The 24319-nt window shown below is 64.7% G+C and carries 23 protein-coding genes; 9 read left to right on the top strand and 14 right to left on the bottom strand.

Annotated elements, in window-relative coordinates; genetic code table 11:
- Positions 1 to 188: 188 nt before the first annotated feature.
- Together JAB1_RS23765 and JAB1_RS23760 are read right to left on the bottom strand one after the other, a co-directional pair.
- Entirely contained in the window at positions 189 to 680 is a 492-nt protein-coding gene (locus tag JAB1_RS23765) for a sel1 repeat family protein (RefSeq protein WP_070282032.1), read from the bottom strand.
- Positions 677 to 2710, bottom strand: coding sequence for a bifunctional 2',3'-cyclic-nucleotide 2'-phosphodiesterase/3'-nucleotidase (locus JAB1_RS23760; RefSeq protein ID WP_070282031.1), 2034 nt, complete (start codon positions 2708 to 2710; stop codon positions 677 to 679). The genes JAB1_RS23765 and JAB1_RS23760 overlap by 4 nt, the downstream gene beginning before the upstream one ends.
- A 202-nt stretch (positions 2711 to 2912) precedes the next feature.
- Between JAB1_RS23760 and prfB the strand changes: the two genes are divergently transcribed.
- The 3 genes from prfB to lysS all read left to right on the top strand — a co-directional run bounded on the left by prfB (position 2913) and on the right by lysS (position 6263).
- A protein-coding gene (gene prfB, locus JAB1_RS23750) for a peptide chain release factor 2 (RefSeq protein WP_138829122.1) occupies positions 2913 to 4017 on the top strand; the annotation gives its coding sequence in 2 pieces (ribosomal slippage) (positions 2913 to 2993 and positions 2995 to 4017; 1104 coding nt in all).
- 2 nt (positions 4018 to 4019) lie between these two features.
- On the top strand, positions 4020 to 4715 hold the full coding sequence (locus tag JAB1_RS23745; protein ID WP_070282029.1) for an HAD family phosphatase: 696 nt from the start codon (positions 4020 to 4022) through the stop codon (positions 4713 to 4715).
- An 18-nt stretch (positions 4716 to 4733) separates the two neighbouring features.
- The gene (gene lysS / locus JAB1_RS23740) at positions 4734 to 6263 is read left to right on the top strand and encodes a lysine--tRNA ligase (RefSeq protein ID WP_034782936.1); all 1530 of its coding nucleotides are present in this window, start codon (positions 4734 to 4736) and stop codon (positions 6261 to 6263) included.
- Between the two features lie 191 nt (positions 6264 to 6454).
- Here lysS and JAB1_RS23735 read toward each other — a convergent pair whose 3' ends face one another.
- The 11 genes from JAB1_RS23735 to ppnN form a co-directional block, all read right to left on the bottom strand.
- Entirely contained in the window at positions 6455 to 7456 is a 1002-nt protein-coding gene (locus tag JAB1_RS23735; RefSeq protein ID WP_070282028.1) for a Gfo/Idh/MocA family oxidoreductase, read from the bottom strand.
- Between the two features lie 12 nt (positions 7457 to 7468).
- A complete protein-coding gene (locus JAB1_RS23730) occupies positions 7469 to 8485 on the bottom strand; it encodes a porin (protein ID WP_070282027.1) in 1017 nt (338 codons plus the stop codon).
- A 35-nt stretch (positions 8486 to 8520) separates the two neighbouring features.
- Entirely contained in the window at positions 8521 to 9480 is a 960-nt protein-coding gene (locus JAB1_RS23725) for a D-glycerate dehydrogenase (RefSeq protein WP_070282026.1), read from the bottom strand.
- Positions 9481 to 9499: 19 nt separating this feature from the next.
- Positions 9500 to 10474: a sugar kinase gene (locus JAB1_RS23720; protein ID WP_254672239.1), complete on the bottom strand. Its 975-nt coding sequence runs from the start codon at positions 10472 to 10474 to the stop codon at positions 9500 to 9502.
- A complete protein-coding gene (locus JAB1_RS23715) occupies positions 10471 to 11217 on the bottom strand; it encodes a TIM barrel protein (protein ID WP_070282025.1) in 747 nt (248 codons plus the stop codon). The genes JAB1_RS23720 and JAB1_RS23715 overlap by 4 nt, the downstream gene beginning before the upstream one ends.
- On the bottom strand, positions 11214 to 11948 hold the full coding sequence (locus tag JAB1_RS23710) for an amino acid ABC transporter ATP-binding protein (protein ID WP_070282024.1): 735 nt from the start codon (positions 11946 to 11948) through the stop codon (positions 11214 to 11216). The genes JAB1_RS23715 and JAB1_RS23710 overlap by 4 nt, the downstream gene beginning before the upstream one ends.
- Positions 11935 to 12585: an amino acid ABC transporter permease gene (locus JAB1_RS23705; RefSeq protein WP_034782946.1), complete on the bottom strand. Its 651-nt coding sequence runs from the start codon at positions 12583 to 12585 to the stop codon at positions 11935 to 11937. The genes JAB1_RS23710 and JAB1_RS23705 overlap by 14 nt, the downstream gene beginning before the upstream one ends.
- A gap of 1 nt (position 12586) precedes the next feature.
- Positions 12587 to 13279 carry an amino acid ABC transporter permease gene (locus JAB1_RS23700; protein ID WP_070282023.1) on the bottom strand — a complete coding sequence of 231 codons (693 nt, stop codon included), beginning with the start codon at positions 13277 to 13279 and terminating at the stop codon, positions 12587 to 12589.
- 91 nt (positions 13280 to 13370) lie between these two features.
- Positions 13371 to 14177 carry a transporter substrate-binding domain-containing protein gene (locus JAB1_RS23695; protein ID WP_070282022.1) on the bottom strand — a complete coding sequence of 269 codons (807 nt, stop codon included), beginning with the start codon at positions 14175 to 14177 and terminating at the stop codon, positions 13371 to 13373.
- 210 nt (positions 14178 to 14387) lie between these two features.
- Entirely contained in the window at positions 14388 to 15455 is a 1068-nt protein-coding gene (locus tag JAB1_RS23690) for a LacI family DNA-binding transcriptional regulator (protein ID WP_070282021.1), read from the bottom strand.
- A 203-nt stretch (positions 15456 to 15658) separates the two neighbouring features.
- A complete protein-coding gene (ppnN, locus tag JAB1_RS23685; RefSeq protein ID WP_034782951.1) occupies positions 15659 to 17029 on the bottom strand; it encodes a nucleotide 5'-monophosphate nucleosidase PpnN in 1371 nt (456 codons plus the stop codon).
- Positions 17030 to 17340: 311 nt separating this feature from the next.
- On the opposite strand from ppnN, the gene JAB1_RS23680 reads away from it, so the two are divergent.
- The 4 genes from JAB1_RS23680 to JAB1_RS23665 all read left to right on the top strand — a co-directional run bounded on the left by JAB1_RS23680 (position 17341) and on the right by JAB1_RS23665 (position 21779).
- Positions 17341 to 18846 carry an oligopeptide:H+ symporter gene (locus JAB1_RS23680; protein ID WP_070282020.1) on the top strand — a complete coding sequence of 502 codons (1506 nt, stop codon included), beginning with the start codon at positions 17341 to 17343 and terminating at the stop codon, positions 18844 to 18846.
- A gap of 130 nt (positions 18847 to 18976) precedes the next feature.
- Entirely contained in the window at positions 18977 to 19669 is a 693-nt protein-coding gene (locus JAB1_RS23675) for a UPF0149 family protein (protein WP_070282019.1), read from the top strand.
- Positions 19670 to 19681: 12 nt separating this feature from the next.
- The gene (locus JAB1_RS23670) at positions 19682 to 21385 is read left to right on the top strand and encodes a hypothetical protein (RefSeq protein ID WP_070282018.1); all 1704 of its coding nucleotides are present in this window, start codon (positions 19682 to 19684) and stop codon (positions 21383 to 21385) included.
- Positions 21386 to 21398: 13 nt separating this feature from the next.
- A complete protein-coding gene (locus tag JAB1_RS23665) occupies positions 21399 to 21779 on the top strand; it encodes a hypothetical protein (RefSeq protein ID WP_070282017.1) in 381 nt (126 codons plus the stop codon).
- Between the two features lie 9 nt (positions 21780 to 21788).
- On the opposite strand, the gene JAB1_RS23660 is transcribed toward JAB1_RS23665, so the two are convergent.
- Complete coding sequence (locus JAB1_RS23660) at positions 21789 to 22016, bottom strand: hypothetical protein (RefSeq protein WP_034755374.1); 228 nt, start codon at positions 22014 to 22016, stop codon at positions 21789 to 21791.
- A 146-nt stretch (positions 22017 to 22162) separates the two neighbouring features.
- On the opposite strand from JAB1_RS23660, the gene JAB1_RS23655 reads away from it, so the two are divergent.
- Positions 22163 to 23356, top strand: coding sequence for a terpene cyclase/mutase family protein (locus tag JAB1_RS23655; protein WP_083299920.1), 1194 nt, complete (start codon positions 22163 to 22165; stop codon positions 23354 to 23356).
- Positions 23349 to 24278 carry an AAC(3) family N-acetyltransferase gene (locus JAB1_RS23650; RefSeq protein WP_070282016.1) on the top strand — a complete coding sequence of 310 codons (930 nt, stop codon included), beginning with the start codon at positions 23349 to 23351 and terminating at the stop codon, positions 24276 to 24278. Before JAB1_RS23655 ends, JAB1_RS23650 begins: the two co-directional genes overlap by 8 nt.
- The last annotated feature ends 41 nt before the right edge of the window (positions 24279 to 24319 follow it).

The raw sequence follows: 24319 nt of genomic DNA, 5'->3' as shown, positions 1-24319 counted from the left end.
AAGTTAATAAAAAAACCATATGGCAAATATTGCCATACAATTTTTCAAAAAAACCAATAAGTACCGTCAAATGACAAACTATTGAAAGAAAATATAAGGAATAGCAATTATCACAAAGAATTAATGTTTCTGATCAAAAACAAATAATTCCTTCAATACATTCACCCCCCGGGTAGCCAGCGATGCTCTCAGGGCTCGGGCGCGCGGTGCCCCATCGCGTGCGTCGCCATCTTCAGGTACAAGTTCGCCTGCTCCTCGTTGTGCGCATAACCCATGCGGCCCTCCGCCAGGGCGACGGACTTCTGCTGCAGCGCTTCCGGGTATGCGAGGTCGCAGGCAGCGTCGAGCCAGTAGCGCGCCCTGGCTTCGTCGCTGTCCTGCAGCAGGTTCGCCACGATGAACATGGCCGGCGCCACGCCGCGTTGCGCGGCCAGTTCCAGCCAGCGCAGCGCGGCGGCACTGTCTTGCGGGCCGCCCATGCCGTTCTTCAGCATCAAGCCCAGGTAGTACGCGGCAGGCCCGCTGCCCTGCCCCGCGTCCTGTTCGAACAGGACGCGCGCCTGGGGCTGGGTCGCCTCGCCCGCGCGCATCAAGACCTTGGCCTGGGCCGTGGCATCGGGCGCCGCGGCTGCCACGGGGGACGCCAGCGCGGCGGCCAGCAGCAAGTTTGCCAGCATCATTTCGACAAATCGAGCTGGTACAGCGCAAAGCCCTTGCCCGCACCATCATCAGGCTTCAGCTGCGTGACGTTATCGATGCCCGCCGCTTTCGCCAGCTCGATCACGTTCGGCGCCGAATGGAAGACCACCGGGCCTTGCGTGGCAACCTTGGCAAAGCGCCAGCTGCGCGCCGAGCCGTTTTTCGCGCGCGTCAGGTTTTTCTGCTGCGTGACGTAGGCGATCAGCAGTTCGCGGTTGTTGTCGGGCGAGGCCACCACCGTCTTGCTGCCATCGAGGCCAGGGAAATTGCCGCCACCGCTGGCGCGGTAGTTATTCGTCGCAATCAAAAATTCCTGGCCTGCGTCCACCGGCTTGCCCTGGTACGTCAGGCCCTGGATGCGCTGGCCCGGCGGCTGCGTGACGTCGATCTGGTAGCGCACGTCAGCGCTGGTGATGGCGTCGAAGTTGTAGCTCGGATGGGCCGTATTGACCAGTTCCTGCGCTTCCAGCTTGTTCGGATCGATGGTGTTGAAGCGCTGCGCCGACTGTTCCAGCCAGGCTTTCAGCTCCGCGCCATTCATCTTCACGCCGTACAGCGCGTTCGGATACAAATACAGGTCGGCCGCGTTGTTCAGCGCCACATTGCCCGCCTTGACGTCCGTGTAGTCGGACACGCCGGCCGAGCCGCTCTTGAACGGGGACGACATCGACAGCACCGGCAGGTTGGCATACTGCGGCAAGTTCGCCTTGACGTAGGCGGCCAGATAACCCGCCTGCGCCTGGTTCACCACTTCGATGGCGCTGACGTCGCCCACGTCGGCAAAATACGTCGACATGCGGAAGTCCGTGGCGCCGACGGGCGTCTGCACGTAGGCGATCGTCGCTGCGTGTTCTTCCGCCACCAGCCTGGCGATGGCCGGGTCAGGCTGGACGTAGCTCTTGTCCGCGTTCTGGATGCCGCGCGCTTCCACCGTGGTGGCGCTCTTGTCGACGACCCACTGCTTGCCGTCGTGGCGCAGGCGCAAACCGATCACGCCCAGGTGCTTGCCCCACAAATTGGCCATCACGGTGGGCACGCCATTGACCAGGCCCTTGACCTTGTCGACGCCGGGCAGATTGAACTGCGGCACCGTGCTGGCCGCGTTCGGGAACAGCTGGTGCGAGTGGCCGATCAGCATGGCGTCCACGCCCGGCACTTGCGACAGGTAGTAATTGCCGTTTTCCATGGTGGGAAAATACGGGCTGTCATCGAGGCCGCCGTGCGAGATCGCCACCACCAGCTCGGCGCCCTTGGCGCGCATCTCGGGAATGAATTTTTCCGCCGTCTCGCGCACGCCCTGCGTGTAGACGCGCCCTTCGAGCCAGCGCTTGTCCCAGGCCATGATGGTGGGTGGCGCAAAGCTGATGATGCCGACCTTCACGCTGCTCGTGATTGGCTGCCCATCGGGGCCGGTGGCCGTGATCTGCTTGGCGATGATGTGGTACGGCGCAAACAGGGGCTTGCCCGTCTTGACGCTGTAGACGTTGGCCAGCACTTGCGGGAACGCGGGACCGGCGCAGCGCGGCTTGCCGGCGTCGACACTGTCGACGTCGAATTGGCTGCCCGTCACCTGGCTCAGGAACGCCAGGCCGTAGTTGAATTCGTGGTTGCCGATGCCGCCGCCATCGACCTTCAGCAGATTCATGGCCTTGTAGATGGCCAGGGTCTGGTCGCAGGCCAGCGGTTTGACCAATGCCTGGTAGTCGGCCAGGGCCGTGCCCTGGATGGTGTCGCCGTTGTCGAGCAAAAGGTTGTTCGGATACTGCGCGCGCGCCTGCGCGATCAGCGCCGCCGTGCGTTCCAGGCCGATCGACGGTTCCGCCTGCAGCTTGTAGTAATCATAACTGAGCACATTCGCGTGCAAGTCCGTCGTCTCCAGCAGGGCCAGGGTGGCGCTGCTGCCGGCCGGCGCGGCGGCCGGCGGCTGGGCGGGTCCGTGGGCGGCGGGCGGCAAGGCGCCACAGCCGGCCAGCAGCAGCGGTAACAGGGCGAGACGGGGAGATTGAAGCATGATGTATTCCTGTGGAAAGACAATATCGCCAGCATCATACGCAGCACGGTAGCCATCATCAAGGCAAAAATATTGTCGCAAATACAGCAAAATCGTCATTTTATTGCCCCGTGCGGCATCGATTCGGCGCCGCCGGCATCAGAAACCGGCCGCGCTCGCGTATAATTCAAGGTTTGATTTCACCATAGAAGACCAGAACATTATGGAAGCCGAACGCATCAATATCATCTCCGCCCTGCTCAACGACCTGACGGTCCGCGAAGCCGAACTTCGGAGGTATCTTTGACTTCACTGTCAAGTCGGAGAAACTAGAGCAAGTCAACGAAGAACTGGAAGACCCCACGGTCTGGAACGATCCCAAGCGCGCCCAGGACCTCGGTAAAGAGAAGAAGGCGCTGGAAGCCATCGTCTTCACCCTGGCCAAGGCCGATGCCGACCTGCGCGACACCCGCGACCTGTTCGACATGGCCCGCGAAGAAGGCGACGACGACACGCTCGAAGCGATCGAGCAGGACGTGCAGGAAATCCGCAAGGTCATCGAAAGCATGGAATTCCGCCGGATGTTCAACAATCCGATGGACCCGAACAACTGCTTCATCGACATCCAGGCCGGCGCCGGCGGCACGGAAGCCCAGGACTGGGCCTCGATGCTGCTGCGCCAGTACCTGCGCTATTGCGAACGCAAGGGCTTCAAGGTCGAAATCCTGGAGCAGTCCGACGGCGAGGTAGCCGGCATCAAGACGGCCACCCTGAAGGTCGAGGGCGATCATGCCTACGGCTTCCTGCGCACGGAAACGGGCGTGCACCGCCTGGTGCGCAAGTCGCCATTCGACTCGGCCAACGGCCGCCACACCTCGTTTACGTCGCTGTTCGTGTATCCGGAAGTCGACGATTCGATCGAGATCGACGTCAACCCGGCCGATATCCGCGTCGATACCTACCGCGCGTCGGGCGCCGGTGGTCAGCACATTAATAAAACCGACTCCGCCGTCCGCATGACCCATGCTCCGACCGGCATCGTGGTGCAGTGTCAGAACGACCGTTCGCAGCACCGCAACCGCGCCGAAGCGATGGAAATGCTGAAAGCGAAACTGTACGAGCATGAACTGCGCAAGCGCATGAGCGAGCAGCAAAAGCTGGAAGATTCGAAAACGGACGTGGGCTGGGGTCACCAGATCCGCTCCTACGTGCTGGACCAGTCCCGCATCAAGGACTTGCGCACCGGTTTCGAGACGGGTAATACCAAGGGCGTGCTCGATGGCGACATCGACGAGTTCATTTCCGCCTCGCTCAAGCAAGGCGTATAAGGATGAACGCATCCGCTCCGGCGCAGCGCGCCTTCCTGTTCGACATGGATGGCACGATCGTCGACAACATGGCCTTCCACACGACATCGTGGCTGGCGTTCTTTGAACGCCACGGCCATGCGCTGGACGCGGACGCCTTTTTCCGCGACACGGCAGGACGGCAGGGACACGAAATCATCGCCAAGTACCTGGGCGAGGAAGCCGACCACGTCACCCTGCTGGCTGAAAAGGAAGTCGTCTACCGCGAACTGTATGGCCCGCACCTGGCCACGGTGCTTGGCTTCGACCGGCTGATCGCCAGCGCGCGCCAGGCTGGCGTGGGACTGGTGGTGGGCACGGCCGCGCCGAACGAGAACATCGCGTTCACGCTCGACGGCCTGGACCTGCGCCACCGCTTCGACGCCATCGTCGGCGCCGCCGACGTGGAACGGGGCAAGCCGCACCCGGACGTTTTCCTGAAAGGCGCGCTGCTGGCCGGCGCGCTGCCTGAGAACTGCATCGTCTTCGAAGACGCGCCCCTGGGCGTGGAAGCGGCGCGCCGTGCCGGCATGCGGGTCGTGGTGCTCACCACCACCCTGCCGGCCGAAGCGTTTGCCGCCTTTGACAACGTCATTGCCATCGTGCCGGATTTCTCCTCGCTCGACGTCGACGCACTGTTTGCCAGCGTGGCGCCAGCGCTGGCACCACATCATCAATAATCACCAACGAAGAACACCATGACTACGGATATCCAAGAACAAGCCGCCGCCCCCGATGAAAACAAGATCATCGCCGAGCGCCGCGTCAAGCTGGCAGCACTGCGCGAACAAGGCGTCGCCTTCCCGAACGATTTCCGCCCCGAGCACAAGGCGGCAGATCTGCATGCGCAATACGGCAGCAAGACGCGCGAAGAGCTGGAAGCCGAACCTGTCACCGTGGTGCTGGCCGGCCGCATGATGCTCAAGCGCGAAGCGGGCAAGAAAGCCGCTTTCGCCACCCTGCAGGACGCCTCCGGCCCGAAAGCCGACGGCCGCATCCAGATCTACGCCACGCTGGATCTCACCGGCGAAGCGGCCATGGCCGCCCTGCACCACTATGACCTGGGCGATATCCTGGGCGTGACGGGCACGCTGTTCAAGACCAAGACGGACGAACTGACCATCAAGGTCACGGAACTGCGTTTGATCACCAAGTCGCTGCGCCCGCTGCCGGACAAATTCCACGGCCTGGCCGACCAGGAAACGAAGTACCGCCAGCGCTACGTCGACCTGATCATGAACGAAGAGACGCGCCGCACCTTCAAGGCGCGTACCGCCGCCATCTCGTCGATCCGCCGCTTCATGGAAAAGAACGAGTTCATGGAAGTGGAAACGCCGATGCTGCACACGATCCCGGGCGGCGCGGCGGCAAAGCCGTTCATCACGCACCACAATGCGCTGGACATGCAGATGTTCCTGCGCATCGCACCCGAGCTGTACCTGAAGCGCCTGGTCGTGGGCGGCTTCGACCGCGTGTTCGAGATCAACCGCAACTTCCGCAACGAAGGCGTGTCGATCCGTCACAACCCTGAATTCACGATGATGGAATTCTACGCGGCCTACACCGACTACAAATGGCTGATGGACTTCACGGAAGCCGTCATCCGCCAGGCAGCCATCGACGCGCACGGCACCGCCACCCTGACCTACGGCGGCCGCGAGCTGGACCTGGCCAAGCCGTTCCACCGCCTGACCATCGTCGAAGCGATCAACAAGTATGCTCCAGGCTACACCGCCGAGCAGTTGAACGATGCGGAATTCATCAAGGAAGAGCTGAAGAAATTCGGTGTCAAGCCGTTCGCCACGGCCGGCCTGGGCGCGCTGCAACTGGCACTGTTCGAAGAAACGGCTGAAGCGCAGCTGTGGGAACCGACCTACATCATCGACTACCCGGTCGAAGTGTCGCCACTGGCGCGCGCTTCCGACACGGTGGCCGGCATCACCGAGCGCTTCGAGCTGTTCATGGTCGGCCGCGAAATCGCCAACGGCTTCTCCGAGTTGAACGACGCGGAAGACCAGTCGGCCCGCTTCCTGGCGCAAGTGGCCGCCAAGGACGCCGGCGATGAAGAGGCGATGTTCTATGACGCCGACTACATCCGCGCGCTGGAATACGGCATGCCGCCAGCCGGCGGCTGCGGCATCGGCATCGACCGCCTGATGATGATCATCACGGATTCGCCGAACATCCGCGACGTCCTGCTGTTCCCGCACCTCCGCCGCGAAGAGTGATGAACACCTGAAAAATCTACTGCGCGTCGCGATTTGCGGCCTGCGATGCTCACTGTGCTATAGCACAGTTGCGCTTCTTAGCCGCAACTCCCATCCGCTCGCTACGATTTTTCAGGCGTTCGATGCTTCAAAGCAAAAAAAAGCCGCCTGGTCTTGCGATCAGGCGGCTTTTTTATTTGTGCGGCCGGCCGTCAGCCGGCCAGGGTCACGCGCTGGTGGCTGCGGCTGGCCTGCTGCGCCGCCAATGCCGTGGCCAGCGCGCGCATGCCGTCGTCGCCGGTGGCGGCAGGCTGCCCTTCGCCGCGCATGGCGCGCTGGAAGGCGCGCACCGAGCGCACGTACAGGTTTTCATGCTCAACGGGGATGTCGACGCTGCCGCCGTCGCGCGTCAGGGTAATGCTGCCGACGGGGCGCTGCGTCATCACGCCGGCGGCGAAGATGGTGCCCTTGCTGCCGATGATTTCCACGCCGGACAGCGAATGCGGCGCGTTGAACGCGTCGTGCACCTGCACCAGGGTGCCGTTGTCGAACTCGATGACGGCCATCAGGCCCTCTTCCAGCCCGGCCACCGTCATGCCGCCGCTGGTGGCGCAGGCCGTCACATGGCGCGGCTCCGAGTCCAGCAGGAAGCGCAGGGTGTCGACGTCGTGCACGAACATGTCGAGCGTGACGCCGCCCGACTCCGGCGCGTCCAGGCGCCAGCCGCGCAGGTGCTGCGGCAGGTTGTTCGCGTGCAGCACGCGGCAATACAGGGGCTGGCCGATCTCGCCCGCGCGTATCAGCTCGCGCACCTTGCCGTGGCTGGCGGCGTTGCGCAGGTGGTGGTTAATCCCCAGCACCACGCCCGCTTCAACGCAGCCGTCGACCATGCGGCGGGCGTCGTCCAGGTTCAGCGCCAGCGGCTTCTCGCACAGCACGTGCTTGCCGGCGCGCGCCGCCTGCAAGGTTTGCGCCATGTGCAACTCGTTGGTGGTGCTGATGTACACGGCGTCCGCGCCCGGATGGGCCAGTGCCGCATCCAGGTCCGTGTAGCTGGCACCGATGCCGAACTGCGCGGCAAAGGCGGCGCCGCGTGCGGCGTCCCTGCTGACCACGGCCAGCACTTCGGCATCGCCCTGCTGGCGGATCGCGTCGACCATCCATTCGCGCGCCACGGTGCTGGCGCCGACCAGTATCCATCCGATTTTCTTCATTAGATTCTCCCGTTAAAAAGTGTGGCGCAGGCCGAGGTTCCAGGCCTGGTTGCCGGTGCCGTTGTCAGTGGCGTTGCCCACCACATAGGCGGCGCCGTTGCGGTTGTCGATATGCGCGTAGGCGGCATACAAGGTGCTGCGCTTCGACAGCGCATAGGTGTAGCCGATGCCGACCTGGGAAGCGTCGCCGTTGGCGGCGCGCCGGTCGTCGCGCCGCACGTACGAGAACAGGACGCGGTGCGGGCCAAAAGGCACGGTGGCGCCCAGCATCAGGTCCGCGCTGTCGACCGTGGTGGCGGCGCCCGCCGTGCTCTTGCTGACGGCGACGGCGCCATGCGCCTTGACCACGCCGAAGTCCCAGGTGGCGCCAAGCACCGTGTTGCGCGCCCTGCCCGCCACCAGCGCGTTTGACAGGGTGTTGGCATCCTGGTGCGCCAGGCGCAGATACAGCGGCCCGCTGGCATAGGTGGCCGCCGCGCCCGTGTAGCGCCTGGCAGAAGCGTCGCCGGGCACTTCGCCGAAGCCGTACGCCAGTTCGCCGGAAAGCCCGCCGCGCACGGGCGAGCTGTAGGTGATGCTGTTGTCGACCCGGCTGATATAGCCGGCCGTGAAGACGTTGCTCATCCTGCCTGCAAAACCCAGGTAGAACGGGTCCAGCGCTCCCAGGCTGCTGTCGATGAAGGTGTACTGGCGGCCCAGCCGCAGCGTGCCCGCCGCGCCACCCAGGCCGACGAAGGCCTGGCGCCCGAACAGCAGGCCGCCCTGGGCCGAAGCGCCCGTGTCGGCCAGAATGCCCGCATCCATCGTAAACAGCGCCGTCATGCCGCCGCCCAGGTCTTCGCTGCCCTTGAAACCGAGCCGCGAGCCATTGGCGATGCCGCTCGTCACCTTGAGCACCCTTCCCCCGGGGCCGCCGCTCTCGGACACCACGCCCATGTCCATGATGCCGTACACGGCCACGTTCGACTGCGCGCAACACAGGCCGCTGCCGGCGCCAATGATCATTGCCCCTACTACCTTCTTCTTCATGTCTTGCCCTGTCTATCTTCTTGTGAAAACTGTTCCTAGCCCACCAGGTGGCGCGGACGCTCGCCGCGCAAGCCTGCCAGCAGGTTGTCCACGGCCTGCTGCGCCATGGCGTAGCGCGTTTCGTGCGTGGCCGAGCCGATGTGCGGCAGCGCCACCACGTTGGCCATGCCCGGCAGCGGATTGTCCGGCGCCAGCGGTTCGCGCTCGAACACGTCGAGACCGGCGCCGTGGATGGTGCCCTGCTGCAGCGCCTTGATCAGCGCCGCCTCGTCGACGATGCGCCCGCGCGAACCGTTGATGAAGATGGCGCCGGGGCGCATCAGCGCGAACTCGCGCCTGCCCATCATGCGTTCCGTCTGCGCCGTCAGCGGCAGCACCACGCAGACGAAATCGGAGCCGGCCAGCAAGTCGTCGAGCGCCACCTGGCGCGCGCCCAGCGCTGCCTCCACCTCGGGCACCGCTTCGCCGTTCACGTACAGCACCTGCATGCCGAAGCCCAGCGCGGCGCGGCGTGCGACGGCGCGGCCGATGCGGCCCATGCCCAGCATGCCGATGGTCTTGCCATGCACGTTGACGCCGTACTGGCTTTCGCCCACGCTGCGCGTCCAGCGTCCGGCCTTGACGAATTCGGCCAGTTCGACGACGCGCCGCGCGCTGGCGAGGATCAGCGCGAAGATCGTGTCTGCCGTCGTTTCCGTCAGCACGTCGGGCGTATTGGCCAGCAAGATGCCCCGTTCGCGCAGGTAATCCACGTCGAACTGGTCGACGCCCACGGAAATGGTGGAAATGATGCGCAGCTCTTCCGCCGGGTCCAGCAGTTCGCGGTCCAGGCGCACGCTGGCGCCCAGCAAGCCGTGCGCGCCGCGGATGGCGGCCGCGAACGCGGCGCGGTTGCCCGCATCGATCGCCTCAAAATACGTCACCTCGCATTCGGCGCGCAGGCGCGCCAGCAGCGGCTCGGCCAGCTTTTTATACACAATCACATGTTTTTTCACGAGTTTTCCCCTGTTCGGTTCAAGATGGGACCAGCGCGTCGAGCTGGGCGCGGGTCGGCAAGCCTTCCATGTCGCCGGCCACCTGGATGGCGAAGGCGCCGACCCGGTTGCCGCGCCTGACCGCCTGCGCCAGCGGCAAGCCTTCCAGCAAGGCGCTGACCAGGCCGGCCGCGAAGCCGTCGCCGGCGCCCACCGTGTCGACCACGTTGGCCACGCGCTCGCCCGGCACCATGCCGCTGTCGCCATCGGCCGTGCGGTAATAGGCACCCTCGGCGCCCAGCTTGATGACCACCAGCCGCGTGCCCTGCTGCAGATAAAAGCCGGCGACGTCGTGCGGCAGGTCGTGGCCGGTGAGGATTTTCCCCTCCCCCAGGCCGGGCAGCACCCAGTCCGCCTTGGCGGCGAGGCGGTTGATCTGTTCGACCATCACGGCTTGCGACGGCCACAGCGAGGGCCGCAGATTCGGGTCGAACGATACGCTCCGGCCGTTGGCGCGCATGAAGTCAAGGGCCTGGCCGGCGAACGCCAGGCTGGTCTCGGACAGCGCGGCGGCCACGCCCGTGGCGTGCAGGTGGCGCGCGGACAGGAAATAGGCGGGGTCGAAGTGCTCGGGCGCCAGCCGGCTGGCAGCGGACCCCTTGCGGAAGTATTCGACCAGCGGATCGGCGCCGTTCTCGGCCTTCTCCTTGAGCAGGAAGGCGCTGGACTGGCCGGCGACGGTGGCGACCCGGCTGCAATCGACGCCTTCCGCCTGCACGCTGGCGCGGATGAAGCGGCCGAACGAGTCGTCGCCCACCCGGCTCAGCCAGCCGACGCGCAAGCCCAGGCGCGCCAGGCCGATGGCGACATTCGTCTCGGCGCCGGCCAGGCGGCGCGTGAAATGCGCCACGGCCGCCAGGTCGCCCGTTTCCTCGGCAACGAACATCGCCATCGCCTCGCCGTAGGTGACGACATCGAGCGCGTGCTCCCCATGCAGCATTTCGTGTTTGATCATGCGGCCTCCAGGATTTGAATGTAGCGGCCCGTTTCGGCCACCAGGTCGGCGCCCTCGAGCGGGAATTCGATGGCCCGCTGCACGCCCGGCGCAAAGTGTGCGAAGACGGCGCGCCAGGCCGGATCGGCGTCGGAAACGGCGCAGGCGGATAACCGCCCCCCGTCATCGATGACAGCCTTGCAGTGCACATAGCGCACGTACGGCGCCAGCAGGCGCGCCGCCTGCTGCGCGTCCTCACCCACCCAGCGCCAGTTGCCGATGTCGAAGGTCAGCCCCACCGGCAGCCCGCCTTCGCGCGCCGCCGCCAGGAAGCGCGCCATCGTCGCCAGCTTGCCGCCATGGGCCGTCTGGTCGTTTTCCACCAGCAGCGCCACGGGCGCGGCCGCCAACAAAGCGTTCAAGGCCTGCAGCTCCGGCGCGGCCGGGTAATGGCCAAGCGACACCTTCAGGTAGCGCGCGCCCAGGCGCGCCGCCTCGTCCAGCATCTGCTTCAGCAGCTCGTGCTGCAGCAATCCGTCCGCGCCCCACAATTCGACGGGCGTGGAATACACGCAGTACAGGCCGCGCGCGTCCACCGCCGCGCCCATGCGCGCCAGGTCCGGCAAGTCGGAAGTAAAAAGTTCGCGGCGGATCTCGATGCCGGCGCCGCCCGCATCGGCCACCACGTCGATGAAATGGCTTTGCCCCAATTGCCGTACCCTGCTTGCGCCATAGGCCGACGCCGCCACCAGAACGGGGCTCACTTGATCGCTCCCGCGCCGACGAACTGGCGCGCTTCGGGCGTTTGCGGGTTGCTGAAGAAGGCCTCCGAAGGCCCGCTCTCCCACACCGTCCCCTGGTGCATGAAGACGGTGAGGTCGGCCATGCGCCGCGCGAACTCCATCTCGTGCGTCACCAGCAGCATCGTCATGCCGGCCTGCGCCAGCTCTTCCATCACCTTCAGCACTTCCTGCGTCAGCTCGGGGTCGAGCGCCGACGTCACTTCGTCGAACAGCATCACTTGCGGCTCCATCGCCAGCGAACGGGCGATCGCCACGCGCTGCTGCTGGCCGCCCGACAGCTGCTCGGGATAGGCTTCGCGCTTGTGGTCCAGGCCTACCTGCTTGAGCACGCGCAGCGCCGTGGCGCGGCCCTGGGCGTCGGGCACTTTCTTCACGATGCGCGGCGCCAGCATGACGTTTTCTTCCACGGTCAGGTGGGGGAACAGGTTGTAGCTCTGGAAGACCATGCCGACATCCTTGCGCAAGTCGAGCAGATGCTCCTGGCGCGCCGTCAGCGTATGGCCGGCCACGACGATGCTGCCGCTGTCGATGGTTTCCAGGCCATTGATACAGCGCAGCATGGTGCTCTTGCCGGAGCCGCTGCGGCCGATCACGGCGATCACCTGGCCCCGCTCGACGGCGAACGACACGCCCTTGAGCACATGGTTGGCGCCGAAGCTCTTGCTGATATGGTCGATTTCAACGATGGGCATGGAATTTCCTTTCCAGTGAATGGCTGTAGCGCGACAGCGGATAGCACAGCGCGAAGTAGATCAGGGCGACGACGGGGAAGACGATGAAAGGCAGGAAGGTCGCGTTGCTGACCAGTTGCCCTGCCCGCGTCAGTTCCACCACGCCGATGATCGAGGTGATCGAAGTGTTCTTGATGATCTGCACCATGAAGCCCACCGTCGGCGGCAGCGAATGGCGCAGCGCCTGCGGCAGGATGACGTAGCGCAGCTGCTGGTAGCGGTTCAGCGCCAGCGCGGCCGATGCTTCCCACTGCTGCCGCTGCACGCCTTCGATGCAGCCGCGCCAGATCTCGCCCAGGTAGGCGCTGGCAAAGATCGTCATCGCCGCCCCCGCCGCGATGATCGGCGACAGCTTGTAGCCGAACAGGGCCAGGCCGTAATAGGTGAGGAACAGCACGATCAGCACGGGCGTGCCCTGGATCAGCTGGATGTACAGGGCGCTGATGCAACGCAGGACCGGACTGCGCGCCGTGCGCAGCAGCGCCACGGCGAAGCCGGCGATGCCGCCCGTGATGAAGACGATCAGCGACAGGCCGATGGTCCAGCGCGTGGCCTCGAGCAGGAATTGCAGGTTATCCCAGGAAAAGTCACTGATCATGTCATGCTCCCATGCGCACCGCGCCCAGATGGCGGCGGCGTTTGAAGACGATCTGGCCCAGCACCCAGAAACCGAAGCGGAACAGCAGGGCCAGCAGGATGTACAGCACCATCACGACGATGTAGATCTCGAAGCTGCGGAAGGTTTCCGCGTCGAGCAGGTGGGCCGCGGCGGTCAGCTCTTCGGCGGAAATGGCCGACACGACGCTCGAGGCAAGCATCATCAGCGTGAACTGGCTGGCCAGCGCCGGATACACTTTTTCCAGCGCCGGCAGCAGCACCACGTGGCGCATCACCTGCCAGCGCGTCATGCCCAGCGCCTGTGCCGCTTCCAGCTGCGACGGATGCACGGCGCCGATACCGGCGCGCACGATTTCCGCCGCATAGGCGCCCAGGTTGACCGTCATGGCGACCAGCGCGGCGCCGTTCGCGTCGAGCTGCAGGCCCAGCGACGGCAAGCCGAAGTAAATGATGAACAGCTGCACCAGGAACGGCGTGCTGCGGATGATCTCGACATAGGCGCGCACCACCGCGCGGGCATAGGCGGGACCATTCTTCAGGATGACGGCGGCGCAGACGCCCACCGCCAGCCCCAGCACCATAGCCAAGGCGCTCAGGCGTATCGTCAGCGCCGCACCCCACAACAGGCGGTCCAGCGATTGCATGACGAGTTCGAAATGAAATTCATACGGCATACTCAACTCCTTGTCTACGTGCGCATCCCCGGCGACGCCACCATGGCGGCGCGCCGTGCGGACAAACACTCTCCCTGTGCGGGTGGCGGTATCAGAAGGTCGGCAGCGCTGGCAGCGGCGCGCCGCTCCACTTGCGCGCGATGGCGTCGAGTTCGCCGTTCAGCTTGACGTAGTAGATGAAGTTGTTGAGCCACTGGTGCAGCTCGAAGTCGCCGCGGCGGACCGCCATCGAGTTGGGCTGCAACGAGTAGGCGAAGCGGACCTCGATCTTGCCCGCGCCGCGCGTCTTGATGATGTCGAGCGCCATCGTGCTGGGGATCGAGACGGCATCGACCTGCTTGCTGAGCAAGGCCTGGGTAACGGTGGCATCATCCTCGAAGCGCACGATGCTGGTGCCGGCCGGCGCCATGCGGCTCAGCGCCGTGTCATTCGTGGTGCCGCGCGTCACGCCCACCTTCTTGCCTTTCAGGTCAGCCAGGGCCTTGAGTTTGCCGCCGACCGGCGCGACGATCGCCAACTCAAACGCGCTGTAGGGCATGGTAAACATCAGTGTCTTGGCCCGCTCCGGCGTGGGCGCCAGGGTCGCCACGAGAAAATCGACCTTGCCCGATTCCAGCGACGGCACGCGCGACGGCGCCGTCAGGGGCACCACTTCCACGGGCAGGTTCAGGTATTTGCCGATCAGGTTGGCGACGTCGACGTCATAGCCGACCGGCACGCCCTTGGCGTCGATGCTGCCGAACGGCGGCGTGCCGCTGACCACGCCGATGGTCAGCTTGCCTTTCTTGATCAGGTTGCCAAGCGTCTGCGCGCCGGCGTCGGCGGCCGCGCCCAGGGCGCACGTGGCTGCCAGTGCGCAAGCCAGTATTTTCGAATAAAACAGTGTGGTCATCTTCATGTTTCCGTCTCCTGTGATCCCGGTACCGGCCTCGTCGAGGCGCTTCCGGGAATATTGTCAAATGGACGATTCAGATCGTCTCTTGCCGTGTTGTACCAACCTCCTGCCATTGCCCTGCCTTGCCGATTCATGCCCCTTTCCAGTGAGAACACCTTTTATGAAACCGGTTCCATTACTTACCCAAAAAAAAGGGCAAACGCCCTCTTCCCGTCAATCGCCGTCCTTGCGCACTTCGCTACCCTGGGTAGAATTGCGCACAATCAGCTTGCCTGGCAACAGCACCTCGCGCGGCGGGCACTGATCGCCCTGCAGGCGCGACAGCATGCACGTCATCGCCGAAAAGCCAATTTCATAGGTCTGCTGCTCGATCGTGCTCAGGCCAGCCAGCGGCGACCATGGCAATTCGTCAAAGCCCAGCAAGCCCACGTCTTGCGGCATGCGCAATGCAAGGCGTTGCAGCATCAGCGCCAGTTCCAGCGCGACCATGCCGTTCGATGCCAGCAGCGCCACGCGGCGGCCGCGCCACCGTGCCAGGCATAGACGCACCTGCGCGTCGATGGAAGGCCGGTCGTCCAGGTCCACCGCCAGCACTTCGCCCACGCAGCCCGGATGCTCGGCCATCACGGACTGGAAACCGTCGGCGCGCATGAGGCGCGAACTGACCCCGGTCAAGGGCGGCGCGACAAAGGCGATGGCGTCGAAACCCTGCCCGATCAGATGCGCCGTGGCCAGCCGGCCAGCCTGCACATTGTCCAGGCCCACCAGGTCGAAATCGACGCCTTCGATGCGGCGGTCGACCAGCACGATGGGCATGCCCGCCTGCTGCAAGTCGGACGACTCGATATTGCGCCCCTGCGTGTTGACGATCAGCCCTTCCACGCTGTACGAGCGCAGCGCGGCAAGCGACTGGCGCTCGCGCAGTTCGTCATTGCCGGTATTACACAGAATCAAGGTATAGCCATGCTGCTGGCAAGCCGCCTCCACGCCTTGCAGCACGGCCACCGTGTAGGGATTGAGCATGTCCGCCACGACCATGCCGATCAGGCGCGTGCGTCCGCGCTTGAGGCCGCGCGCCATCTGGTTCGGCTGGTAGCCGAGGCGCGCGATGGTGCTGGTGATCTGCTGGCGGATGTTCTCGGACAGGGCATCGAGTTCGCCGCCGAGAAAGCGCGACACGCTCGTCTTCGACACGCCCGCCTCGCGCGCCACCTGGGCGATGGTCACGGGCCGGGCCGGCTCGCCGGAGACTGTTTTTTTGCTGCCGCGTACTGAATCCAAGGTTGCTCTCCACTACCTGTTGATATGCATATTTTTATTTTGGAACCGGTTCCAAAGATAGCACCCACGAATCGATGACGCAAGCGATTTGATTGCCTGTGGCGACGAAGGAACACGATGGGGGCATGGCCGGGAACGCGGATGAAAGGCGCCGCCCTGCCCTTGAACACGCAGGGGGCGGGCGGCGCTGCTTGAAAAACGACTTACTGGACCACGGTATAGCAAGGCACGTATGCCGTGCCCGCCAGTTTCATGCGGTGCTGCGCCACGAAGGAAGCGAGCAGCGCGTCCATCGGGCCGGCGATGGATTTGTCGCCGTGGATCTCGAAGTTGCCGTGCTCTTCGATCGAGCGGATGCCGTCATCCTTGACGTTGCCCGCCACCACGCCGGAAAACGCGCGTCGCAGCTGAGCCGCCAGCAAGTGCGTGGGCTGGTTCTTGTGCAGGCTCAGGTTGCGCATGTTTTCATGCGTGGGCTGGAACGGCTTCTGGAATTCATGGTCGATCTTCAGCAGCCAATTGAAGTAATACGCGTCGCTGTGCGCCTTGCGGAATTCGCGCACCTGGCGTATGCCTTCGAGCATTTCGCGCGCCACCAGTTCCGGGTCGTCGATGATGATCTTGTAGCGCTGCTGCGCTTCCGGGCCCAGGGTGTCGCTGATGAACTGGTTGATCTGCACGAAGTACTCGCGCGAGGTTTCCGGGCCCGTGAAGATCAGCGGGAAAGGAATCTCGGCATTGTCCGGGTGCAACAAAATACCGAGAATGTACAGAATTTCTTCGGCCGTGCCGGCGCCGCCGGGGAACACGACGATGCCGTGGCCCGCGCGCACGAACGCTTCCAGGCGCTTCTCGATGTCCGGCATGATGACGAGGTCGTTGACGATGGGGTTCGGCGATTCGGCCGCGATGATGCCCGGCTCGGTGATGCCAAGGTAACGGCCATTGTGCAGGCGCTGCTTGGCGTGGCCGATGGTGGCGCCCTTCATCGGGCCCTTCATGGCGCCGGGGCCGCAACCGGTGCAGATATCGAGGCCGCGCAAGCCCAGCTGGTAGCCCACTTCCTTCGAATAATTGTATTCGGCGCGGTTGATCGAGTGGCCGCCCCAGCACACCACCAGGTTCGGGTTGAGCTGGGTTTGCAGCACGTTGGCGTTGCGCAGGATGTGGAAGACGGCGTCCGTCACGCCTTCCGTGCTCTGCAAGTCGAATTTCGGGTTACCCGTCACTTCATCGCTGACGAAGATGATGTCGCGCAGCACGGCAAACAGGTGCTCGTGGATGCCCTTGATCATCTTGCCGTCGACAAAGGCGATGGCCGGCGCGCCCTTGATGTCGAGCTTGATGCCGCGCTCGCGCTGGATGATGGAGATTTCAAACGATTGGTAGCGCTCCAGCAGGGCGCGGCCATCGTCGATGGTGCTGCCGCAATTGAGCACTGCCAGCGCGCAGCGGCGGAAAGTGTTGTACAGGCCGCCCTGGCTGGTGTCGAGCAGTTTGTTGACTTCAGTCTTGGAGAGCACGTCCAGGCGGCCTTCCGGTGAAACCAGAGTATCGATAACGTCGTGTTCCATAATGCGAAAAATCCCTTTAAAAATCGATGCTCGAAGGTCTTGCAGCCTTAATATACGACAAGTCAGGCAAGTTGTGCTGTGCCGCCGCAAAATCGCCCGGGCCGCCCTTGCCTGCAAACCGGTTTGACTAATATGAAACAGTCATTCTTGCTAATGCGAATCGAAATCTTCGCTCAGCGCAATTTGTAGATTAGAATGCCAGCCTATTGGAATTCCCGTGCGTGAGGTTCTTCATGAGAGTCCCCGCCGCCCGCAGGCTTCCATAAGTTCGTTGTATCGATTGACTATAATAATTTTTCAGGAGGAACCGCATGAGCGGTGCGACTACGCCCAACAAGGAAGCCGTTATTCCCGAGTTCAAGCAGATTATGGGCCATCCAAGCCCATTGTGGATGTTGTTCATGACTGAATTCTGGGAACGCTTCGCGTTCTACGGAGTTCGCTGGGCGCTGGTACTGTACATCGTTGCCCAGTTCCACGGCGGCGACGGTTCGGGACAGGCTGCGGCCAACCTTACCTATGGTTCCTTCCTCGCGCTGGTGTACGCCGGCGCCCTGTTCGGCGGCTACATCGCCGACCGGGTCATCGGTTACCAGCGCTCCATCCTGCTGGGCGCCGTCTTCATGGCTGCCGGCCTGTTCTGCATCTCGGTACCGAACCAGGACATCTTCAACCTGGGCCTGGCCACCATGATCGTCGGTAACGGCATGTTCAAACCGAACATCTCGACCATGGTCGGCAAGCTGTACACGACAGCCGATCCGCGTCGCGACAGTGGCTTCACGATCTTCTACATGGGTATCAACATGGGCGCCATGGTTGCCCCTGTCTTCACCCAGTGGCTGGCCGAGTCGATCTTCGGCACCAGCACCATGCCTTCGTACAAGATGGTCTTCATGGCGTCCGGTTTCGGCATGCTGATCAGCCTGGTATGGTTCGCCATCGGCCGCCGCGCCCTGAAGGGCATCGGCGCTCCGGAAGCCGGCGCAAGCAACCCGATGCGCGTCATCTGGGTGGCCGTCGGCTCCCTGTGCGTGATCCCGCTCGTGTACTTCCTGCTGACCGTCGGCGCTGAAAAACTGCAAATCGTCCTGACCGCGCTGTTCGTCGGCCTGGCCGTGATGCTGATGATCGAAGGCATACGCAACGGTAAAGTGGCGCGTGACCGCGTCATCGCCATGCTGCTGATCTTTGTCTTCAACATCCTGTTCTGGATGTTCTTCGAACAGGCAGGCAGCTCGTTTACCTTCCTGGCTGACAAGATCGTCAACCGCGACCTGGGCTTCTGGATCTTCCCGACCGCCTACTTCCAGACCGTCAACTCGGTCGCCATCATCGTCTTCGCGCCGATCATCGCCGCCGTCTGGGTCTTCCTGGCGCGCCACAACGTCAATCCTTCGATCCCGCGCAAATTCGGCCTGGGCTTGCTGGGCAATGCCCTGGCCTTCGGTTTGCTGATCTTCGCTCTGTCGAGCCTGGTTGGCGCCGATAACAAGATCCCGTTCTGGACCCTGGCCACCGTGTACGTGCTGCAATCGATCGGCGAGCTGTGCCTGTCGCCTATCGGCCTGTCGATGGTCACCAAGCTGGCGCCAGTGCGCCTGGTCGGCCTGGGCATGGGCGGCTGGTTCCTGTCGACCGGTATCGGCAACAACCTGTCGGGCATCTTCGCCAGCCACGTCAGCGGCGAAAGCGGCATGTCGGTGCAATCGGCACTGTCCGGCTACACCTTCGGCTTCTGGTCCCTGCTGGGCGCCGGTGTCGTGCTGTTCCTGATCGCACCGCTGATCAACAAACTGATGCACGGCGTGAAGTAAGTTTTCTGCCATAGCTGACAACGGCGGCCTGCGGGCCGCCGTTTTTCATTCCGGCGCCGTTTTTCCCATTGCCTGGCGGTACAATACCGCCAGGGCCAGCGGCCATCCACCTACATTACTGAAAAATCCCATGTCCAGCATCTCCACCACCTCGCCCCTCTCCGACGACGAATACGCCGAACTCGACACCCTGCTGGCCGCGCCCGCCCTGGCCAGCCGCGCCATGGACGTGTCGATGCTGGAAGGTTTTCTCACGGCTGTCGCCCTGAGCCCGAAACAGATCACGCCGGAACAATGGCTGCCCTGGGTCTGGGACAAGGCTGCCGGCAGCGCCTTGCCGGCACAGGACGAAGCCAGCGAACGGGCGGCCAGCCTGGCGCAGCGCCACCATGCCTACATGGTCGAATGGCTGGCGAAAGACCCGGACAGTTTCGAGCCCATCTATGTGTGCGGCCCCGAATGGAGCGTGCCCGCCTGGTGCGCCGGTTTTGTCCTTGGCACCAGCCTGGACAAGCCGCAGTGGGCGGCCCTGGCCGTCAGCCACCCGGAATACCTGGCGCCGTTCCAGCACCTGGCCACGGCCGGCGAACTCGATGACGATGCGGCCGAAACGGCCATGGATGGCGTGATTCCTTCCGTGATCGCCATCAACGCGGCCTGGGCGCGCCAGCGCCACCTGAAAAGCCAGGCACACAGCCAGCCCGGCGCCACCGTCCTGCGCGAAGTGCCGAAGACGGGCCGCAACGACCCGTGCCACTGCGGCAGCGGCAAAAAGTACAAGAAATGCTGCGCCGACGCCGATAGCGCGGCCAGCCAAGGCTAAGGCGACGCCAGCTTGCGCCAGCTGCTGACGGCCATCCTGCGCTTCCTGCTGCGCCACGCGCTGCAGTTCGCGCTGTTCATCGTCATCCTGCTGGCCGGACGCCTGCTGCTGGCCGAATGGCGCGCCTACAGCGCCAGCAGCGAAACCATCGCCGCGCTCAGGCTGGCCGCCGACGGCGCCGACAAGCATGGCGCTGGCCTGGCCGCTGCGGCCACGGCGCGCGTCAACGCCCTGCAAAAGACCTCACACACGGCCATCACGGCCCGCCTGGCGCAAGTCCAGGCGCAATTGGCGGCCTTGCGCGCGCGGCAGCAGCCATCGCTGTTTACCCTGCCCCTGCCCGATACGGACACCCTGGCCCTGCACGCGCAGGAGGAAGCCGCGCGCCGCGTGGAGATCGAAGTGCTGGTGCAGGAAGCCCGTTATCTGACCGCCCTGCAAGCGGCCCTGAGCGGCGAGGATGCGCGGCACACGCTGGCGCGCCTGCACGCGGAACACGTGAGCGCGTATGCGGCGCTGCAGCACAACCTGCGCCAGCGCCGGGAACTGGAAGCGCGGCACCCCGTGACGGCCCGCCTGCCCGGCAGCGACGCTTACGCGCAGCTGTCGCTGCTTGAAGCACAAGGCCAGCGCCTGCGCGAGATCAACCTGCAAGCCTACCAGGCTTGGGCGACGCAGCGCGCGCGCACCGGCAACGCCGCTAGCGCCGCCCGCCCCGCCCCATTTGCCATTGACGAGCCAGCGCTGGCCGGCGCGCTGGCGCCCGTGCAAAAGGCCATCGCGGCGGGCGAAGGACAACTGGCGCGCAACTGGATCGCCCGCTGGCGCGCCCCCGTCATGGACGTGGCGCCCACGGCCGCCCTGCTGGTGCTGTCGGCCATCCTGCTGCCCGTCGCCATCAAGGCTTTCTTTTACTTCGTGCTGGCGCCTGTCGCTTCCCGTTTGCCGCCGCTGTCGATCGCGCGCGAACTGCAGCTGAATGGCAGCTCCCTGCCCCTGCCGCCGCATGGCGAATCGCGCATCTCCGCCGTGTCGCAGGCATTGCAGCTAAAACCTGGGCAGCAGATGCTGATCCATCCCGAATACCTGCAATCGTCGCCCGTCAGCAGCACCAAGCGCACGCAGTGGCTGCTGGACTGGCGCTTCCCGTTCACCAGCCTGGCCGCCGGCATGGTGGCGCTGACGCGGCTGGAAAGCGAAACGACAGCATCCGTGACGATTTCCGCCAGCGACGACCCGCTGCTGGAAGTGGCCGTCGTCCACCTGCCGGCCGGCAGCGCTCTCGTGTTCCAGCCACGGGGACTGGTCGGCTTGATCACCGATGCGTATCAGCCTTTGGCGATCAGCAGCCATTGGCGCCTGGGCAGCCTGCACGCCTGGCTCACCCTGCAGCTGCGCTTCATCGTCTTTCGCGGCCCCGTCACCCTGATCGTGCGCGGCTGCCGCGGCGTGCGCCTGGAACGGGCCGGCCAGGGCCGCTCCATCAGCCAGTCCGCCACCCTGGGTTTTACCACCGACGTGCTGTATTCGACCCTGCGCAGCGAAACCTTCATCCCCTACCTGCGCGGCCAGCAGGCGTTGCTCAACGACCGCTTCGACGGCGACAACGGCGTCTACCTGTACGAAGAAACCCCGCGCCACGGCAAGCAGCCGGGCAAGGTGGGCAGCTGGTTCGAGGGTTTTACGGACGCCATATTGAAAGTGTTCGGCATCTAGCCGAGGAAACCATATGAACGACTTCCTGTTTGCCGATTTTCTCGAGGACCAGGCCGCGTATGCGGCGGCAGAGGCCTGGTGGCAGGCACGCCTGGCCTTCCTCGACGGGCAGTGCACGGCGTATCTGCGCACCGCGTTTGCCAATGGCCAGCCCTTTTATGACGGCAATCCCATCGTCAACCTGGCGGACAGGAACGCCGGCAAGGCGGCGCGCATCGTGCAGCAATGCCCGCATGAATGCGGCCACGGCTACACGAGCTTCGAGCAAGCCATCGAGCTGGCCGGCAGCGATGGGCACCGCCCGGCGCAGGAAAAGATCATCGTGCTGACCTTGACGCGGGAGACGGCGCAGCGCGCCGAGGATGAATTGCGCGCCTGGTTTGCGCCAGCGTAGGGCTGACGGCTACGCCGCAATCGAATGCGACACCGTCAGCCACTCGCCCGGCTGCAGATTCGCCGCCGCCTCGCGCGTGGCCAGCACGCTGTCCGGGTCCAGGTCGGAGCGTTTCAGCTTGTAGGAATAGGCGAAATCGTCGGCATCGAATGCCTGTCCCGCCTTGACGTAGTACTTGAAGCCGACAAAGGAGTCGGGATTGGTGACGACCGAGTACTCAAGCGTGACATTGTTCATGGCGGGCCTCGTCAACGGTGGTGAGGCATCCATTATGCGTCAATTCCGGCCGCAGCGATGCGACGACAAAACCTTGCGGCAAGTCAATCGGCATAGCAGCTGCCAGCGCTACAGTAGCCGGAGCCAACCACCACGCCATCGCTGCCATGCGCACCTTGCTCACGAAGATCCGGAATACATTGGCGCCGCAGGCGAGCCTGCCGGCAGCGGCGCGCATGGAGCGCCTGTCGGACCGTCGCGGCTTGCCTGCCTTTGACCCCGGCCCGCAAGCCGTCGTCAAGGCCTGCACGGCCTGGCTATGCGCGGCGCAGGACAATTCCAGATCAAACGACGGCGGCGTCGCGCGCGACTACAGCCTGCTGACAGGCTGGTCGAGCTCCTACCCGGAGACCACCGGCTACATCATCCCCACCCTCATCGCCCTGGCGCAGCGCACGGGCGACGAGGGTGGGGATGATGCGCTGCACGGACGCGCGCGGCGCATGCTCGACTGGTGCGTGGCTATCCAGTTCCCGGAAGGCGGTTACCAGGGCGGGAAGATCGATTCCACGCCGCGCGTGCCCGTCACCTTCAACACGGGCCAGATCCTGCTTGGCCTGGCCGCCGGCGTGCAGGCGTACGGCGCGGCATACCAGGACGCCATGCACCGCGCGGCAAGGTGGCTGCGCGACAGCCAGGATGCCGATGGCTGCTGGCGCAGGCATCCGACCCCGTTCGCCAGCGCCGGCGACAAGGCCTATGAAACGCACGTGGCGTGGGGACTGTTCGAAGCGGACCGCGTCGCGCCGGGCCACGGCTATGGCGTGGCCGGCCTGCGCCAGGTCGACTGGGCGCTGACCAAACAGCGTCCCAACGGCTGGTTCGCCTCGAATTGCCTGGACAACCCGCTGCAGCCCCTGACCCATACCATCGGCTACGCCTTGCGCGGCCTGCTCGAAGCGCACCGCTTTTCGGCGCGCGCCGACCTGCTGGACGCCGCCGCGCGCACCGGAACGGGCATCGCCAGGGCCGTGGCGGCCGACGGCTACCTGGCAGGCCGCCTCGGTCCCGACTTCCAGCCAGGGGCTAGCTACGCCTGCCTCACGGGTTCCGCGCAAAACGCGCATTGTCTGTTCCTGCTGTACCAGATCACTGGCGAACGGCGCTACCTCGATGCGGCGCACCGCCTGAATAGTTTCGTGCGGCGCTCGGTCAGCATCGACGGTCCCGCGCACGCGCGCGGCGGCGTCAAGGGCTCGTTTCCCGTCGATGGCGATTACGGCACCTGGGCTTACCTGAACTGGGCCGCCAAATTCTGCATCGATGCCAACCTGCTGGAAATGGACATCGGCGATGCTTGAACATGCAAGAAACGCCATCCACGCCACACTGGACGCATGGCGCCGCGCCGCCAGCGCCCGGCACATGCGCCACAGCGCGCCCCACGTGACGCGCGCCGGGTTGGCCGCCGGCCTGGCGCGGCTCGGCGTGGCGCCAGGCGATACGCTGTTCGTGCATTCATCGCTGAAAAGCCTCGGCTACGTGGAAGGCGGCGCGCTGGCCGTGATAGGCGCCCTGCAGGAGGCCGTCGGCCCGCAAGGCACCTTGCTGCTGCCGACCTACTATCTGCCGGGCGGCACGCTGCGCGCCACCTGCGCCATGCCAGGCTATGTGTTCGACCCGCGCCGCCATGGCACGCACATGGGGCGCTTGCCGGAAGCCTTCCTGGCCAGCGATGCGATCCATCGCAGCATCCACCCGACCCACTCCGTGTCCGCGTGGGGCCGCCATGCAGCATATCTCACCGAGGCGCACCACCGCGCGCCCTCGATCTTCGGCATCGACTCGCCCTGGCAGCGTTTCATCGGCTGCGACCACGCGAAGGTGCTGGGCCTCGGCATTTCCATGGGACCGGTGACGTTCTATCACGCGCTGGAAGACGCCATGGGCGACGCCTTTCCCGTGCCCGTATGGGAAGACGATACAAAGCTGCTGGCTTGCCTGGACCACGTCGGCCGTCGCTGGGAAGTGCCCGTGCGCCCTTTCGAGCCGGCAGTCGCGCAGCGCCGCATCGACCAGCCCGGCCGCGGCGACCTGCGCGATTACTTTCACCGGGAATTCGATGCCGCCGGGCTGCGCGTCAACGGGCAAGTGGGCGATGCGGCGGCGTGGTGCATTCCGGCGCAGGCGTTCTATGACCACCTGCACCGGCTGGCCATTGAGCACGTGACGATCTACGCGAGCGCGGCGCAACTGGCGGCGCGGCCCATCGGGCGCGCATAAAAAAACCGCCCGGATCGTCATGACGCCGGGCGGTTTTCCTT

It is taken from the genome of Janthinobacterium sp. MP5059B (assembly GCF_001758645.1).
Taxonomy (GTDB): domain Bacteria; phylum Pseudomonadota; class Gammaproteobacteria; order Burkholderiales; family Burkholderiaceae_D; genus Janthinobacterium; species Janthinobacterium lividum.
This window is presented reverse-complemented; position numbering and strand designations above follow the sequence as displayed.